Below are 18534 nucleotides of genomic sequence, written 5' to 3'. Positions count from 1 at the left end.
ATTCATTGCGTCTTATTTAATTAAAATAAGACGCAATGGTTAATATCAAATCTAGAGCTATTAATAATACTCAGCGTAAATTAGTGTAATTTTAATCTCGGTCGAATGATACGATTAATGCTACCCACTAACATCATCAATCCAGTTTTAATATAACCGTGTAATGCTATCTGATGCATGCGATAAAGTGAAATATAGACTATACGAGCAATTTTTCCTTCAACCATCATATCACCGCCTACTAAATTTCCCATCAAACTGCCAACGGTACTAAAACGAGACAATGAGACTAAGGAGCCATGATCTTTATAGACATACTCTTTTAACTCTTTACCTTCTAGTAATGCCAGAATATTTTTATAACATAAAGTCGCCATTTGATGGGCAGCTTGTGCCCGTGGAGGCACAAATCCCCCCTCTTTTTTAGGGCAAGAGGCACAATCACCAATGGCAAAAATAGTACTATCAAGTGTCGTTTGTAGGGTTGGTTTAACAATCAATTGATTAATTCGATTAGTTTCTAAACCACCAATTTGCTGCATAAAATCAGGTGCTTTAATACCGGCCGCCCAAACCATAAGATCGGCGTTAATCTTTTCTGCCGATTTGGTATTGAGACCATCAGCATCTGCACTAGTTACCATAGTCTGGGTTAAAACACGCACACCCAATTTAGTTAATTCATGATGAGCTGCTGTAGAGATCCGTATAGGCAAAGCCGGTAATATGCGTTCTCCAGCTTCAACCAGGGTTACATTAAGAGCTTCCTTATTCAAGCCTTCAAAACCATAACTCGTTAATTGCTCGATAGCATTATACAGTTCAGCAGACAATTCCACTCCAGTTGCACCGCCACCAACAATCGCAATATTGATCTTATCATCCGGTTTATGCCGCACAGAGTAACTGAGAAATAAATTTAACATTTCATCATGGAAACGATGTGCTTGCTTCGGGTTATCTAAGAAAATACAATGTTCTTTTACACCGGCAGTACCAAAATCATTAGATACACTACCTAACGCCATAACTAAAATATCAAAATCTAGCTGTCGTTCAGGAACTAATAATTGCCCTTCTTTATCATGTATCGCTGCAAGCTTAATGGTTTTATTTTCACGATCAATATCTGTCAAACAACCTAATTGAAAATGAAAATAGTGATTACGGGCATGCGCCAAATAACTCAGCGCATCAACGCCGTCATCCAAAGAGCCAGCCGCAACTTCATGCAGTAGCGGTTTCCACAAATGGCTTTGATTACGATCAACTAATATAATTTCAGCTTTATGCTTGCGCCCTAATTTATGCCCTAATTTAGTTGCAAGTTCTAATCCTCCTGCCCCACCACCGACAATGATAATCTTGGTTTTTGGCGTCATCATAACTACCTTATCCTAAAATAATTTTTTCTTATTTAAATATATTTGATAATTAGCTTTAAATGGCATAATTTTTCAAAAAAAGTTTATTTTGCCTAAGAATAACATAGTTGATTATTTGCTCATACCTAAATTGATTAAAATCAATTTAGCTGGTTATTTTTACATCGTTACTTATTAATAATTAAATGAAACAAAAAACTGTCATTGTTAATAATCACTAAAGCCTAATATTCAATTTTTATTTATTAATAATTGTATTTACATCAATGTCGCAACACTAAAATCTAGATTAATATCAAAGGTAGGTAGATAAGTAGTTAAATTGATGCTGCCATTCTCTCCATTAGGATCAAACGCAGCTATAAAATCAATTAAACTATCAAGTTGTCTATTATTGAGCGTTTCTCCCTGACCAATCGCCGCATTAATAACAGCATGTTGTTGGTCATAACCTTCGATCACTAGGCTAGATAAACCATCAGTAGATAGATATGAGCGATTACCATCGTGATCCACAATCTGATAATCCGCTATCTTTTTATCCTGTAAAATAATGGTATCTTTACCCCCATTATTAATAATTTTAACGTCGCCATTAAGCTGATTGATAAAAATAATATTGTTGCCTTTTCCTGCCGCTAAAGTAACATTTCCGCTAGTGGAGATAAGAATATCATCGCCATCACCGCCATAGAGTGCATCATCACCCTCACCATCAAGCAGAATATTATTCCCCGCCTTAACCGTAATAATATCATTCCCTTTTCCGCCTTTTATAATATGCCCTTTTTCACTAACATCAGTGACAATATCATTACCATCGCCGGCATCAAGTATTTTGTCATTTATGCGATAATCGAGTGGCAACACAATAATATCATCTTGTTCTGTTGCCATCTGAATAGGATCCAATGGTGTTATAAAGTTACCCTGCTCAGACAAAGTTATATTAAATTTTTGCTGATTTTTGTCCTGAATTAGAATATTTATTGATTCTAATTGCTGCCAATTTATAAATTTTATTCTGGCTATATCATTTTTTTTATCTTTATGTACTAATTCGTTATTAACAAAGAAAAAATCATAACCACTATATTCAGCAAGATAAATAATTATCCTGTCATTGTCAGTATAATGTTCATTTATTTTGCTATAATCAAAAGTAATATAAATAGAGGCTAAATTTAATATTGACATATCACTAATATAATAATGATCCACTCCTTTGGTTATATGAAAATAGCTATCACTTTTTATATTATAAAAATAATTATCATGCCGATCGCCGGAAAATACTGTTTCCAGCGCCTCCAATGTGGTTTGCATAGGCCTAATATTATCTGGTAAGTGATAAACCTTTTTATAAGTTTCTATGCTATTTTTAGCCAAATCAATGGCAACAAAATAGGGTCGAGCCGCGGTAATATGACGCTCTAAACGCCTAACATACATAGCTTCATATAATATTGGTTGAGCGTTAAGTAAATTGGCTGACTGAGGTAAGTAAGGTGTCAATATAAAGCCATCCTGAGTAAGGATATTATATTGATGAGTTAAAAAATGCTTACCATTTTTATGATAACCATAGGCATTTTTTAATTTAATTTCGATATCACTTTTAGCAACTTTATTTAGTTCAGATGGCACCGCTATTTCAATTTTAAGGATGACATCACTATCTTTTAATGCAAATAATTTTATTTCATCTAACTGATACTCCAGTTCAACAATAGTTTCACCATTGTCGCCTTCTTCATCAATAACCACGTTAGAATGGTAATCGAACAATCGATTAAATTTAAATTGCGGCTTGTGTTGGTTTGGATTAATAAAAATTTGCTGTTCTGCATCCCATTGATTATAAAAACGATGGTCAGGTAAAAATTTTATATGATCCATCCAGTTATAACGTTGAATAACATACCGATCAACGCCACTGCCGCCATTAGCATAGCGCTTAGTTAACAAAAGCGCATCATTACCTTCGCCACCATGTAATATTGCATGCCCATTACCAGCAGATAAAATATTATTTTTTTCATTACCGATAATAATATTATGTGCCTTATCAGGCCCACGGGCATTTTCAAAATTATTAATAGACGCAACAAGCTGGGAAGTATTACTGCTACTATTAATAAAATTTTTCATTACATTCCAGGAATACTCAAATTGGTGAAAAGGTCGTTTTAAATATTTTACAGTACTATTTGCTAAATCAATATAACTACCAAAAAAACTAGTATCATTATGTTTATTATAAATAGAAAAATCCGGCTCTATAAGGCCTAAATCTTGTTGAATAGGTAAGGTATTGATAATAATGCTATCATTACCTTCTTTAGCATAAAGATGTTTTATTTCATTAATTGCAAATTGCCTATTATTGAAAATAAAAATATCATCTTTGTTACCCGCAATAAATATTTTTTTACCATTATAAATTTCAAATCGATTGACTAGTGTATCTAATCCAATAATAACATCATTACCATTGGCTGTATTAAAACTTACTGCGGAAATCTTCTCTTTCTGGTAAGTTTCTGTCAGATAGTTTTCAATAAGATCATAATTATGATCATAGGGATTATTTAATGCGGTGAAATAGAGTACTTTTGATTTTTCACTATTAGAAGTAAATATTTTATTTTGTTCAACAGCAATATCGCCAAAATTTGACAATATATTATCATGATCCTGTGCCAATAAAATAATTTCCTCAGTAGCTACATAAGAAGTGGGAATATATTCTTTTATTTTTACTCGATCAACCTCATAACGATGGGGAAATTGTCGTAGAATTAGTTTCACTTCTGCTTCAGAAAAACGTCTTTTATTCTGTTCTATCGCAAAATCAATATTGTCAGTTGTCCATAAAGTTGTCACTGAATTTGAAAATAAATTGGTATTTTTTGCTATTATTAACTCTTCAATATCCTGGTCAACAATATATTCATTTGTCTGTTTATCTATCAAATGAAAATAAGGCAGTTCTTCAACCTGCTGTGCTTCTTCGATATAAAAATGTAAATTATAGCCTGCTGGTTTAAGTATATCTTCAAATTGATTGCGCTGTTTTTCCAATAACGCTCGTTGAAAAGTATCTGCTATCTGATGTTGCTGTAATCTGTTTTTTATTACATATGATAAATTCAATCCCAAAGCCGCCTGTAAACCGGTTTCAAATTCTTCCTCAGAAGTTAATTTAATCTTTTGTTTAATTTTCTCGACTGTTCGCACCGCATTATACGTCATTCCGCCTAGCATTAATGCGGCACCAATAGCAATACTAACAGGGCCGGCCACTGATGAACCAACTAAAATAGCAAACGCCGTGCCAACGCCAATACCTGCACCCAGCAATGAAAATGTACCATTGACTATCAGATCCTGGCGAACATCAGCATCTTGTTCTGTCGCCAGTTGACTAAAACTTTCATAGGCATAATAAACATCAAAACCTGTCGCAACTATATTTAAAAGCATGGCCGCTCGTCCAGTAAAAGTTCCGGCTACACTATAGCTACCAGTGGCTTTATAAGCCATTTTTAATAGTAATGGTTGTAAAATATCAGTACTAAAATTGGCTCCAGCAGCACTCCAGGCAATGATAATATTTTTATCAATTGTACTTCGCTGCTCATCACTTAATTGTGCTAACTGTCGCTCTGCTAACATCATCTGGGTAGAATTAGCCAATTGGAATAGGCCAATAGCCTGGGTACCATAACCGATTTTATTCATCATGCGGGCATAACGAGGTAATTTGATACTATTTTGCCGAAAACGAGACCAAAAACTCCTATCTAGATTAGTCGCGTGGTTAATATCGGATAGTCTTTCTAATAATAGAGCAGATGAAGCCAAATCTTGTTGATTAGATAGTAATCTATGTTGTGCATTTAAGCGCTGCAGTTGTTGTTTAATTAGGCTAACCAGTGCTGCATTCTCTCGTGTACCATTCGCCAAGGTCAAATAATCATTAAGCTGCTGAACATCAAAAGTCAATTTATCTGGATGATTAGACAATAAATTAACTGACTGGGAGGTAACGAGTTTGTTATCAATCTGCGCACCTGCTTGCTGTAAAGTTGCCAATTGAATATCAATTGCGCCTACTTTTACAGTTAATGGCAGAGCAGTTGATTCAGATTTACCGGGTAATAGTGATAGCAATGAACTTATTTCATTCTTCATAACTGGATCAAGATTGAGTCGATAAATATCAAATTCAAATTGATCTACAGCGTTTTTTGCTATTCCCATTTCCGCAGCTCTAGTCGTCTTATTATTGATAATAAAATTCTTAGGCAGATCCACGGTTAAGTAAGCAGTCAATCCTTTACATAGTTCTGTCGAAATATTCTGTTTATCCTGCCCACTTAGTTTGATCTCGCCACTCTTAGCATCAAACAAAGCATATTGATAATTATCTGCCTGTTGAGTAATAGACTAAGTAAAGACTAAATTGCCCGCTTTTAGTTGATATCTGCCTGCTACTGCCGTTGATAACCATTGTTCGAGTGATTGTCTGGTAATGAATTGTGAGGTGTTACCGATCATCTCGTTATACTTGATATTATTGAACGTATGTTCAAATTGTTGCAAAAAATACAATTCTTCGCTAGCAAATGAATACTTTAATCGTTGTTCATATAATTTACGATGATAGACCAATAATTGATGAACATTTTCATTATAATCAATAGAATATGCATATATGATACCTAAAGTCGCTGCAATACTAGCAGCGGAAATATTATGGTCATGTAACAAAAAAGCATGGGGAAACAATCTTATTCCCCCTTCAATATCTGCGCTGTGGCTAACTTGTTGCCTCAATTGAGAAAATTGATAAGTATGCGTTTATGCCAATAACTGCTTTTTTCTAATGCCAGTTGTAGCGATAAGCCTTCCAGGCCATTGTCAGAGGAGAGGCCGATCAAATCACTTAATGCAGTCTGTAGCTGTAAATATTCAGGATAGTTTGCAATTAAACGGAATAGTTTGCCCTGATCTATCTCATTAGGGCCTAAAGAAAAATATTGCCTTAATATCCAGCGTGATCGGTCACTTAAGTGATGCAACACGCTATGATCATCATATATTGCATCCAATAATAATGATAATTCATCCGCCTGTTGCCATATTGGTAGCTGAATATTTTTAATAAATATTTTTTGCCAATAGTCCATGGCATTAACAGAAATATGATAATTTTGTTGAAAAAAAAGATTTATTTTTTTATTAATAACCGGATCATACAATGCTTGTTTAAGTCTATTTTCATCGATATTACCTCGCTTATCGGTGAAATAATTTTGTAAGTAAAACGAGCTTTCTGTTATTGCCTGCCAAATAGAAATTTCCTTTAATGCGATACTCATCAATAAAGCTTGGGTAATTGGAATTTCATTTAATAAAATCTGCTTTGTGGTTCGATCATAACGGCAATAAAAACTATCGTGATAATCTAATAAATTTTGTTTGACCAAAAAACTCTTTTTATGGGTATAAAATGTTAAAATAGTATCAATATCAGCAGCAGAAAGCTGTTTTGCTAAGCCTGATACAATCCAATCAGCACGAAACGGATTACTATGTTGTCCTAGCTGCGTGGTGCTAATAATAGATATTTCTTGCGGATTATTAAATGATAATTCCTCTTTCAGAGTTATTAAAGATTGTGATAATTGTTGTGAGTCTAAACCACTAAATTGTTTACCTGATGGGGAAACCTGACCTAATAACAACCAATGCTGCTCAGTTCGGCTTTGAAAATCAGTCAAATTGCCGTATTCAATAAAATATTTTTTTCGTTTTGTATCAATCTGAGCAACTAAGGTATTCTGCTGATCTTGTGCGGCGATTAATTCAGCTTGCTGACGAGCATTATTATCGCCAGCGAATCTTAAAATAATATTTTTTTTGGCTGTAATGGGTATATGACTATTATCTGCTAATATAAAATCTAAGTTGACTTTTCGCCAAATAGGAATTTCAATTATAGCGTTTTCCCTTAGTCTAGATATTAAAGTTTGACTATCAAACTTAAGATTATTATTAATTATCTCATGATAATACGACTTAAAAATTTGATAAGCTTCATTTTCGTAACTGACCAATCTGATTAAGTCAATATCCAATTGACCATTCTTATTTACAAAATATTTTTTTAAATAATCATGATTTTCTAATAAAAGGGTATCATCCAATACATGATTATGATTAATACTATCTAATAGGGCAAAAATATAATCCTGTTCATTAACAAATAGCATCCCCGATTCTTGATGATACTGATATACATTTTTATATATATGTGCAGGCATATCTCGCATTTGTTGGTCCAAAAAATTTACTCTTGCCATCCTATGACCCGAATCAGAAATATAAATATTTTCTGTATAAGCTGCCATTGTTGAACTAAATCCCTTCGACCACAATGCACGGCTAAATTTAAAGCCATTATCATTTACTATGTTATTATTAGCTTGTTTACAACCTAAAAAAATAATTTTCTGCGGATCATGATTATCAAATATTTTAGATTTCAAATTTTGTAAACTAATAGCAAAAGACTCCGGTGATAGTTCATTGTAATATGAACCATGAGCAGTAATTAGCCAACGGACATTACCTTCTTTTGCTAAAGCAGTTGAATTATGAATAACCTGGTGTTTATGACTGCGAATATCATAAAAGATCACAGTAGTATTTTCTGGATGCTTATTTTTTAATCTTTCAACACCATTACTGATTACGCTATCATCCTGAATCTGAATAATGACGGTATGTTTATCATCTAAAACAGTGTCCATTGTAAACACACTTTCATTATCCTCATTACCAACAACATAATCATGCATAAATAAAAAATTATCATTTTTCTTGATCAAATAAGGTAATTTTTTATCATTTTCAATTTCAGAAAGTTGCTAATTAATATTAATCGTATCATTAAACTCATAATAGATGATATTATCGCGATCATATTTTATTAATGTTATTTCTCTTTGCAAATAAAATAAGTCGCTCACTTCATTACTGAGAATATTTAATATTTCATCAATGGATAACTCCTGAATAACTACTTTTTTTATCACTATTTTATTATCAACAGTGCCTGTTAATTTAATAATAGAAAATTTATTAACGAAATCAATATCTACAAATTCAAAGTCAACCGGATAAAGCTCATGTTCTCTAATAATATATCGAGTGGCAAATTTTTCTTGTTGTTCAAAAATAATTTTTGCTGCTGTTGTCTCTATCACTTCATTTTCAATACTTAAGTTAATTAATTGATATTTAATATCATTATTATCTTTATAGGCGGCTATTTTTAATTGATAATTATTACTTTCATTTTTAACTATGTAATAAGATTTTTCATGTTCTTGCAAAAAAGAAATAAAAAACGATTTAAATTTTTCTTTATTAACAAAATTAAATACACCTATATTACTATCAAAAAAAAGTAATTAATTTTATCCTGTTCATTTTCTATTGATAGTATCATAATATGATCACCAGCAAAAACCTCAAAATACTGAGCATTATATTTTGCTGGATTATCAAGGTATTTTTTAAAAAAATAATCAATATCAAAAAAATAATAATGACGATCATCTCTTTCACTAAATTTTATCGCTTGTACACCATTATCTAAAGTAAATCTAATACTATCAATATAATAATCATATTTTTTTTTGCTTAATAGTTCATTATAATTATCTTTAATATTATCAATCGAACTGGTATCGCTATTAAAATATCTGGCTTTTAAACTAATAAAAAACTCCGCAAACCAGGTGGCATTTTTTAAACTATTATTCAATTCCAAAGCGCGATTTTTTACTCTATCAATATAATGATGAGCCGTCTCGGCCGGCAACATATCAAGCCATATATAGGGATCTGATACATAATTATTAATATCAATACTACTAAGATAGCGTTTTTGAATATCAATTACTGTAGCAAGCATACTATCTAATTTTTCTTTAGCATGAATTTTTTCCGCCATCAATTTTGCCTTCATTAATAATGGAGCATTGTCTGAAATTGGCATTTCAATAATATTAATAACATCATTTAAATCAAGTAAAAATTTTCCTCCTTGTTTATTACCACCTTGTCGAACATGAGCCATATAATAGATTGATAATCCAATACCAAAACTTCCATTAATATCTTTCATTATATTTTTATCACCATGTAAAACAAATTTTTCAGCAATATAAGCAAGTCTATCTTTTGCCATTAAATAGAGATAGGTATTATGAGCAAAATTAATATCCGGATTATAATTAACAGGCATGAATATATCCTTATGATAAATAAACTATTACTTTTATAAATTACTCATTTCACTATATTGATATATTTGGTTAAGAAAATTTCTTTCACTATCTGCTAAATCAGTAAGTACTGCACCACCGTTATCTTGTTTAAAAGCTGCGGCGGTACTTATTAACAAATCTACATTTTGATTATTTAACAGTATACCATTATTTAATGAGGTATCAATTTCCAGATTATTTTCATACTTATTATAATCATAAATTGTTATTTTATGCTGATTATCTTAAGATGAAATAATTAAATTATTATCAATATACTCATTCCGATAAATATTTTCTATTCCTTGGATAAAAATTTTATTTTTCCCTTCATTTAAAAAAACTTTGGTATCATTATTATTATAATTTATTACTATTATATTATTACCTTTACCCGTTGAAATAATATTATCATCTTGCATTGCTATAATAATATCATTACCATCTCCTAATGTGATAATATCATTGCCACTTCCATCGACGATAACATTATTACCACCTTTAGCAGTTATAATATCATTACCACTACCACCAATAAGAATATTACCCAACTCAGTCATATCAGTGATAATATCATCACCGCTTAACCCATCAATTTTTCTTTGGGTAATATTACGCTTACTATAAACTATATTATCATTATCCTCAGTAGCAGTTGTTATCTCAAATGTAGGCTTAATACTATATAAGTTATTTTTATATTCTATAGTAAAGCTTTCGTTATTTTGATCAAAGAGATAAATTTTACCATTAAAATCATCTGTATTATTAATAAACCTAATCTCAGCGACATCATGATCTTTACTATATAATAATTTATCTTCATAAAAGAAAAAATCATGACCACTGTAATTTTTTAGCACTATAACAATAATATCTTGCCCAGTATAACCTGTTACTAATTCCTTAAAATCAAAAATGATATCTTGACTATTTTTAGTATCTTTAACTTTAATATCATCTATAATATAACTATCTGTACCATGGGAAAGATTAATATAAGAATGGTTTTTAATTGATAAAAATTGATTATTATCATCATCGCCATGAAATATGGTATTTTGTGCATTATGTGTAGTCAATAAGGGTTTAATCATGTTTAGTAAAATATAGTTTTTCCGATAATTTTTTATACTATTGAGTTTCAAATTAATTTCTATATCACTATTAACCATAGCGTTTTTATTTTTATCTAATTCACTAATATGAATAGTATCAAATATTTTATCTGACGGTGTATTTATTTTTATTTTATCAGTTAAATTCATCGATAGTAAAAAACCATCGGCTGTTTGCAAAACATATTCGTGATTAGCGATTAAACTATCACTATCGTAATATCTATAAGCATTTTTTAATATTAGACTAATATTATTTTTATCTATTTGATGTTGAGCATTTAAATTTTTCTGATTATCTGTGGCCGAAAAATTAATATTAATATCTTTGCCATTTATAACTAAACTAATAATTCATCTAATTGATAATCAAGGTTAACAATACTTTTAGCTTTAAATTCATTTTCATCAATAATAACTGTTATGTTATTATTATTTTTTATAACGTTTATCCATTTTTCATTATCTGCATCCCAAATATAATTTATTCCTTGCCAAGCCATGCTGGCTATATATTCATTCCAACTATAACGCTCAATAATATAAGTATCCTGTTCTTCACCACCGTTTGCATAACCATTATTTAATATAATAGTATCTTTGCCACCCTTGCCATAAATAATATCAATACCACCATTACCATTTAATATATTATCTTTATCGTTAGCTAAAATAACATCTTGCTTGTTTTTTATTCCAATAACATTTTCAAAACTAACTAAATCTGCATGAACATCCGTCTTATTATGATTATCAATTAACAATTCAATATTGTTAAAATTAGTAAAATAAGGTTCGTTAAGAAATCTTAATGAACCTTCCTCAAGATTAATAAATGTTCCTGTCAAAGAAAGCATCACATCATTGCCAGCATATTTGTCATCCTTTTCTAACGATATCTTACTATGGTAACGCGGTAATTGTGCAATAATTAAAGTATCATTACCGTTATCGGCATTAAAATATTTATATTCATTCTCGCCTATTTTTTCGCCCAATAAAATAAAAGTATCATCTTGTTTTCCACCAATAAATATTTTATGACCACCATATGATAGAAAACGATTTTTTACTTCAGCTAAACCAACGATAATATCGTCACCATAGCCAAAGTTAAAATTAATACCTGTAATTTTTCTTTTTAAACCACCTTTCATTAAATAATCTTGTAAATTTTCATAAATAAATTCGGGTTGATCTGTGCCAGATAATGAATAAATAGCATTGACATTTGAAAATAAATAATTATCTAAGTAAGGCTTATTTTTTAACAACTTAATTAAATTATCATGCTCTCTACTTAGCATAAGAACTTCATTATCACCCTCAGCATTAATCGGTATATAAGTTTTAAGTTTAGCTGGTTCTACTAAATAGCGCTCTGGATATTGAGCAATAATTTTTCTGACTTCTTCTGCTGTGAATTTTCGTTTGCTCGCTTCAATAACTTGTTCAAGCTGTTGTTGTTTCCATAAATTGACAGACAAGGAGAGAAAACTTAAGTCTTTTTTTAAATATTCAAGATCATATTGAATGGATGATTGTTTATTTTTTAATAAGTAAAGATTTGTTTGTTTATCAAATAAATGGTAGCAAGGTAATTCAACAATTTTTTCTTCTTCTGAAACAGAAATACTAAGGTTAAAGCCAGCAGGTTTTAGGACATTAATAAATAAATCTTTTTCATTTTCTATTTTATCAGCCTTAAGCGCACTGGCTGTTTGTTGTTTTAATAGTTTATTACGCACCGAATAACCCGCTTGCAATCCTAATGCAGCATTCAATCCGGTTTGAAACTCTTCCATAGCAGTCAATTGAATATTAGCTTTGATTCTTTCAACAGTCCGATATGCGTTATAAAACATACCACCAACCATTAAACCTGCTCCAATAGCAACCCCTATTGGGCCCGCTGATGAAGCACCGGCCAGCATAGCCAATGCACTGCTAATACTTACGCCCGCACTTAGTAGCGATATTGTACCGTTAACGATCAAGTCTTGCCGTATCGCCGGATCAGTTTCATAGCTTAATTGACTAAAATTTTCATAGGCATAATAAAAATCAAAGCCACTAGTGGCAATATTCATCCCCATTGATAATTTGGCGGCAAACAGATTAGCACTGTACTTCATTCCTATCATCTGAGAGACAGATTTTAATAATCGCGGTTGTAAAATTTCAGCCCCCCAATTTACGATACCAGCACCCCAAGCAATAATAAGGTTTTTTTCAATATGCTGGCGTTCATTAGCAGAAAGATCTGAATTATTTAAATAACTTAATGTCGTCTGAGTTGATGAAACCAATTGGATAAAACTCATTAATTGAGTAAGGTTAGAAACCTTATTTAGTATGTGAGAATAGCGCGGTAATCCGGCCATATTAACTTTCAAATTTTGCCATAATTTTCTATTCATTAACTGCGGTTCATCATAATGATTAATATTGTTTAGATGATCTATGGCAATAGAATAATCATTTAAATCACTATTTGTTAATAATATATCTTGCTGATTAGGTAATAATTTTATTTTTTGTTTAATAAATTTTATAATATCAATATGTTCCTTTGTTCCCTGAAATAAAATTAAGTAATCATTAAGTTTTTCTGCATCAAATTTTATTTTTGTTTGCCAATTAGCAATATTTCTAATCGCAAATGATGAAATAGGTCTATTTTCTATATGAGCACCGGCTTGCTGTAATGTCTGTAATGAAATGTTACTATCAGCTATCGTTATATCAGTTTTAGTTGTCAATATACTTTCATCAATAGCGACTTTATCAATTAAGTTGTTTCCTTTCGTTTTAATTAGTAAACTGTCAGTAATTTTTTGTAGTTTAAATTGGTCATTTAAAACAGCCTCTTTTGTTAGTCCCATAAACTCATAACGTTTATAATTATTATTATCAATTATAATATCATCATTAAGATAATTTCGAATATAAGAAATAACTTCGCTATCTATATTAGTTTTATTAAGCTGATTTATTTTTATTTCACCCATGCGAGGATCAAATATTTTACACTGATAATAGCCATCACCATTATCTGCAATAATAATGGTAAACACCACATGATCAAAACTTAATTGATATTTTCCTATCGCTTCACTTGCTAAGCTGGCAGAAAAAGTTAATTGTTGTTGATCTTCTAATATGCCCTTATTATCAGCAATATAAGTAGTCAAATCAACAAGTTCATTAAAATTATTTATAAATTGCTGTTCACTAATTGATAATTTTCTTTTACTAGAAATTTCTATTAAATCACGATGATATTGCCATACTAGATTTAGATCATGGGCATTATTAGAGGTCAATGCATAAAATAGTCCTATATACTTGCCTAAATTAATATTTTTGTCAAAATAAAAAGCATGTAACAAGGGTTTTATGGTAACATTAGGATTCTCCTTGCTTATTTTAATTAATGACAGAATATTATTAAAATAATATTGATGCCATTGTTGAATTCTTATTAATGACTGTTTTAATGGTAATTGATTAAGTCCGCTTCTTTCATCAATAGCGGTAAGCTCAGTTAATGACATTTGAAGCTGATTTAAATGTTGATGATCATTAACTAACAGCATTAAACCACCGATATCTAGCGAGCCATCAGTACGAGAATATAATTCGGTCAGTAAACTATTTGAATAATCGCTGAGATGATTAATGGTCTCTGGACGATAATAGAGACTTTCTAGTAAGGTATTAATATTATTTACCTTCACATTTAATGCTTCATTATCATTAATTGAAAAAATTTTTTGCCATTGGTCCGACGCATTAGGCTGCTGATCCATGTTGTGTAAAAAATAATTATTAACTTTACGACTAATAATGGGATCATAGATAATTGTTTTTACTCTATTAGTTATTAAATTACCATCTGGATTTAATAGGTATTTATTTAAATAACCTAGATAATTTTCAAAATCACTATCAATATCAATATTTTCCTTAGCTGTATCCATTAACAAAGCATGTGTAATATTAAGGTCATTATAAAATAGTTGTTCACTAGTTTGATTATATCTAAACTTAGTCAATTTATTATCATTAACTAAATGAAAATATTCAGAGACACCATCTGATGATGATATAGGAAAGGGATCTAAGTTTACTTGGTAAGTTGTAACATTGGTATTTATATTTTCTTGCCCTAATTGTATCGCTAGTTGACTGGCAATGGCTGAAACATCATACGGATTTGATAATTTACCTAAGGCGTTTTTATTAAAAAAGCTAATTTCTGTTGGTATAGTTAATAAATGCTGTTTATGGATATTATCCATGACATCAACTACATTTTTTACTGTCATGCCTTCAAATAAGAAATTCGCATCATGCTGTTCAATGTTCCCTAATAAAATCCATTTATCAACAGCGATATTTTTAAGCTTATCCAACTGGCCATACTCTAAAATAATTCTCTTTGAATGCTTATCGACCTGAAAAATAAAGTTATCAACCGGATTTTCACTCGCTATTAATTCAGCTTGTTGACGATATTTTTCCTGATCTGAAAAGCGAAAAATAATTTTTTTAACACCATTTTTATCGACTTTATATAAGTTTTGCCGTATAGCTTCATGATTGACGGTTTTCCATAAAGGCGTATCAAAAATTTTTTGGTTATATAATTTTTCGATTAAACCATTAACGTTAAAACCACCGTAAATAGCTTTTGTTTCATGCATATAATCAACAAATATATGATATGCTCGACTATCTAAAGCAACTAATTTTAATAAATCAATATCTAATTTACCATTTGGCAGGTAAAAATATTGCTTTACATAATCACTATTTTTAATAATATCACTATCCAATGAAATATTACCCAAATTAATTTCTCTTAAAATATAATTAATTAATATTTCATGATTAATTTGTATGCCCATTGGAGACATTTCTTTATTAAAAATAGTTTTATAATATCTGGCATCTTTACGGCTACTTTCATATTCATTTAAATAAACTATTCTTCTGCCATTATGACAAATATGTAAATCTTTAGTATAAGCAGTTATTATTGAGCTAAATCCTTCGTACCAAAAATGTTGGCTAATATCTAAGGCAAAATTATCTTCTATCCTGGCTTGCCCTAATTTGCAACCCAGCAAAACTATTTTTTCAGGATCACTATTATTAAATTCAGTATGTTTTAAATCTTTTAATTTAGCGACAATATATTGCGCTGTTTTTCTGGCAAAGGTTCTTTTTTTAGTTCTGCGATCAGTTCTGCCATGACCAATAAGAAACCATCGAGTTCGTTCACCTGGCACTTTATTAATATCACCATAACCCACTCTATAACGATCATGCTCAAGATCATACTGGATCACTGTTGTCATATCTGGATGCTTGCCAATTAAATTGGCAACTGATTTACTAACGATTTCATCACCTTCAAATTGAATGATCAAGTTATGACGATAATTTGTTTCTGCTAACCTTTTTTTCGCTGCGCCAGTATGTAACGGAATTTTTTCCGGATTTATCTTTGGATCCCACCATGCATCAAAAGCAATAGCAACATCCGAACCTAAAGATTCATTATTGTGCATTTCCAATGTGTCTACAGGTATATTTTCAAGCACCAATTCTGTAATAAGTTCTATATCTCTGCCAAAATTAATTCTAGAAACAAAACATTTATTGTCATTTATAGTTAAATTAATATCGTTATATTTTAATTTCAAAATATTACTATATTGCTCTGTTATAATTTCTAAAATATGATCTGAACTTACAGAATTAATATTTAAATTTATTGATTTATAATTTTCACTTTCATCAATAAGAATAACTTCTGTTACTCCAATTTCTGCATCAAATCGCTTAAAAAGCAATTTTATCTTGCTTGTAAGATAGAAAATACTTTGCTCTTCACAAAGTATTTTCGTCGTTGTTATATTTACGGAATCACGATCAATTATTGGAAAAATATTGCTTTTATTTATTACATCACTATTTTCTAATTCTATAATAGAACTAATATAAAAATTTTTATCGTAGGTTAAAAAATTTTAAATATCCGTTCTTTCTTTTACTATATATGTTAAAAATTGCTTAAATTCTTCTCGTTCATTAAAGTAAATAATGCCATAATTAGGATCAAAAAATGCATATTTTAATAGCCCGGTTTGGTTGTTTTTCTCAATAACAATTGCCATCATATGGTCTTCAGAAGAGAGTTCTAAATAACAATTATTACTAATATCATCTTTATCAATATAGATTTCAATAAATTCTTCAAACTTTATGTCATTTAATATACCATTTCCATCATTTCTGGTTATTTCTAAACCTCTATCATTATAATAATTAATATATCCCGTAAGATATTTTTTCTTTAATTTTAAATAGATTTTATGTACAGTTAGTTTGAAATTATTAAGGTCCTTATCTTGTATATTAATTCTACGTTGTACTTCTACTATAAATTCTTTAAACCAAAATCTTTCTAAAAATTGCAGTTTTTGTTTACCTTCAAATTCGACTACCCTGGTAAAATAATTATACATATTTTCATTTTCTTGTATTGGTGGCCATAGATGATAACTTGGCTGGTAATTTGCCATTTCATATAAATCAAAAGATAATCTTTGCCTGCCAATTAAATCAATAAATAGAAGATTTAATTTTTCTTTAGCATGCAATTGTCTGGCTTTATGCCGAGCTTTTATATAAGGAGGATCATAACTTACCGTTTCTGAATCAATTGTTTTAATTAATGACTGTATACCGGTAATATATTTTTCACCCCGTGCTAGGCCACCTTCGCGAACTTGCGTTATATAGGCTGAACTCAATGCTAAACATATACCCGTTATTTCCTTTGCAATACTCGGATCATTATATGAAATAAATTTATTAGCTATATGTTCAAAGCGTTCTTTAGAAGCTTCGAATATATATTTTTGTTGTGAAAAGCCTGGTTTAAATTGATACTTTTTTTTGGGCATAATAAATTCCTTGTAACTTAAGATTCAAATTTCATGAATGAAATCCATTGCAATATAATATAATCTTGATAAAAAATTCTCTTAAAATTTATTCAATAATACTCTTCTTTATTGACCATATTTACTTTAAATATTGAGTTATTATTTTAATTAACTTTATTATATTGAAACACTTTATTAACAAAATCTCTTTCATGCGCAGTCAAAGAAATGAGTTGAAATTCATTATTTTTTTGCTGAAAAGAAGATGCCACATCGATTAATAAAGCAATATCTTTTTCATCAAGTAAAATATCACTATTTAATGAAGTGTTAATTTCAAGCTGGTTTTTATATTTTTCTTAATCATAAATTGTTATTTTATTATTATTATTACGTGATGATATAACTAAATCATTATCTGGATAGTCAAATACAGCACTACCACCTAAGCCTTGGATAAAAATTTTATTATTTCCTTCATTGAGCAATACATTTATATCACCTGTACCATGATTTATCGCTAAAACATTATTTCCTTTACCAGCATCAATAATATTATTACCTTGAGTTGATATAATAATATCATTACCATCACCAAATGAAATAATATCATTACCATTGCCATCAACAACCATATTATCACCGTTTTTAGCGGTAATAATATCATTACCGTCACCTACTATAATAATTTTTCCCGTTTCACTCATATCGGTTAATATATCAT

The 18534-nt window shown here is 30.1% G+C and carries 10 protein-coding genes; all 10 read right to left on the bottom strand.

Annotation, left to right across the window (positions count from 1 at the left end; genetic code table 11):
* Positions 1-80: 80 nt before the first annotated feature.
* Complete coding sequence (locus LDL57_RS06075) at positions 81-1385, bottom strand: NAD(P)/FAD-dependent oxidoreductase (RefSeq protein ID WP_180560244.1); 1305 nt, start codon at positions 1383-1385, stop codon at positions 81-83.
* Positions 1386-1643: 258 nt separating this feature from the next.
* Positions 1644-5801 carry a calcium-binding protein gene (locus LDL57_RS06070; RefSeq protein WP_225507272.1) on the bottom strand — a complete coding sequence of 1386 codons (4158 nt, stop codon included), beginning with the start codon at positions 5799-5801 and terminating at the stop codon, positions 1644-1646.
* 36 nt (positions 5802-5837) lie between these two features.
* Positions 5838-6179, bottom strand: coding sequence for a hypothetical protein (locus tag LDL57_RS06065; protein WP_180560242.1), 342 nt, complete (start codon positions 6177-6179; stop codon positions 5838-5840).
* Positions 6180-6223: 44 nt separating this feature from the next.
* Positions 6224-8254 carry a C80 family cysteine peptidase gene (locus LDL57_RS06060; RefSeq protein ID WP_180560241.1) on the bottom strand — a complete coding sequence of 677 codons (2031 nt, stop codon included), beginning with the start codon at positions 8252-8254 and terminating at the stop codon, positions 6224-6226.
* 69 nt (positions 8255-8323) lie between these two features.
* Entirely contained in the window at positions 8324-8791 is a 468-nt protein-coding gene (locus LDL57_RS06055) for a hypothetical protein (protein WP_225507270.1), read from the bottom strand.
* A 53-nt stretch (positions 8792-8844) separates the two neighbouring features.
* Complete coding sequence (locus tag LDL57_RS06050; protein ID WP_225507268.1) at positions 8845-9708, bottom strand: hypothetical protein; 864 nt, start codon at positions 9706-9708, stop codon at positions 8845-8847.
* 267 nt (positions 9709-9975) lie between these two features.
* Positions 9976-11028, bottom strand: a complete 1053-nt coding sequence (locus LDL57_RS06045) for a hypothetical protein (protein WP_225507266.1) — start codon at positions 11026-11028, stop codon at positions 9976-9978.
* A 161-nt stretch (positions 11029-11189) separates the two neighbouring features.
* Positions 11190-16712, bottom strand: coding sequence for a C80 family cysteine peptidase (locus LDL57_RS06040; protein ID WP_225507265.1), 5523 nt, complete (start codon positions 16710-16712; stop codon positions 11190-11192).
* A gap of 177 nt (positions 16713-16889) precedes the next feature.
* On the bottom strand, positions 16890-17828 hold the full coding sequence (locus LDL57_RS06035) for a hypothetical protein (RefSeq protein WP_180560236.1): 939 nt from the start codon (positions 17826-17828) through the stop codon (positions 16890-16892).
* Positions 17829-18169: 341 nt separating this feature from the next.
* Positions 18170-18517, bottom strand: coding sequence for a calcium-binding protein (locus LDL57_RS06030; protein ID WP_180560235.1), 348 nt, complete (start codon positions 18515-18517; stop codon positions 18170-18172).
* Positions 18518-18534: the final 17 nt, after the last annotated feature.

Origin of the sequence: Arsenophonus apicola (assembly GCF_020268605.1) — a bacterium.
GTDB lineage: Bacteria > Pseudomonadota > Gammaproteobacteria > Enterobacterales > Enterobacteriaceae > Arsenophonus > Arsenophonus apicola.
Note: the sequence above shows the minus strand (reverse complement) of the source record. Positions and strands in the feature narration are given on the sequence as shown.

What these genes read in the sequence shown, in the direction of transcription:
- LDL57_RS06075 (WP_180560244.1), bottom strand. Translation starts at nt 1,385, where the DNA reads ATGATGACGCCAAAAACCAAGATTATCATTGTCGGTGGTGGGGCAGGA.
- LDL57_RS06060 (WP_180560241.1), bottom strand. Translation starts at nt 8,254, where the DNA reads ATGCATGATTATGTTGTTGGTAATGAGGATAATGAAAGTGTGTTTACA.
- LDL57_RS06050 (WP_225507268.1), bottom strand. Translation starts at nt 9,708, where the DNA reads ATGCCTGTTAATTATAATCCGGATATTAATTTTGCTCATAATACCTAT.
- LDL57_RS06035 (WP_180560236.1), bottom strand. Translation starts at nt 17,828, where the DNA reads ATGCCCAAAAAAAAGTATCAATTTAAACCAGGCTTTTCACAACAAAAA.
- LDL57_RS06030 (WP_180560235.1), bottom strand. Translation starts at nt 18,517, where the DNA reads ATGAGTGAAACGGGAAAAATTATTATAGTAGGTGACGGTAATGATATT.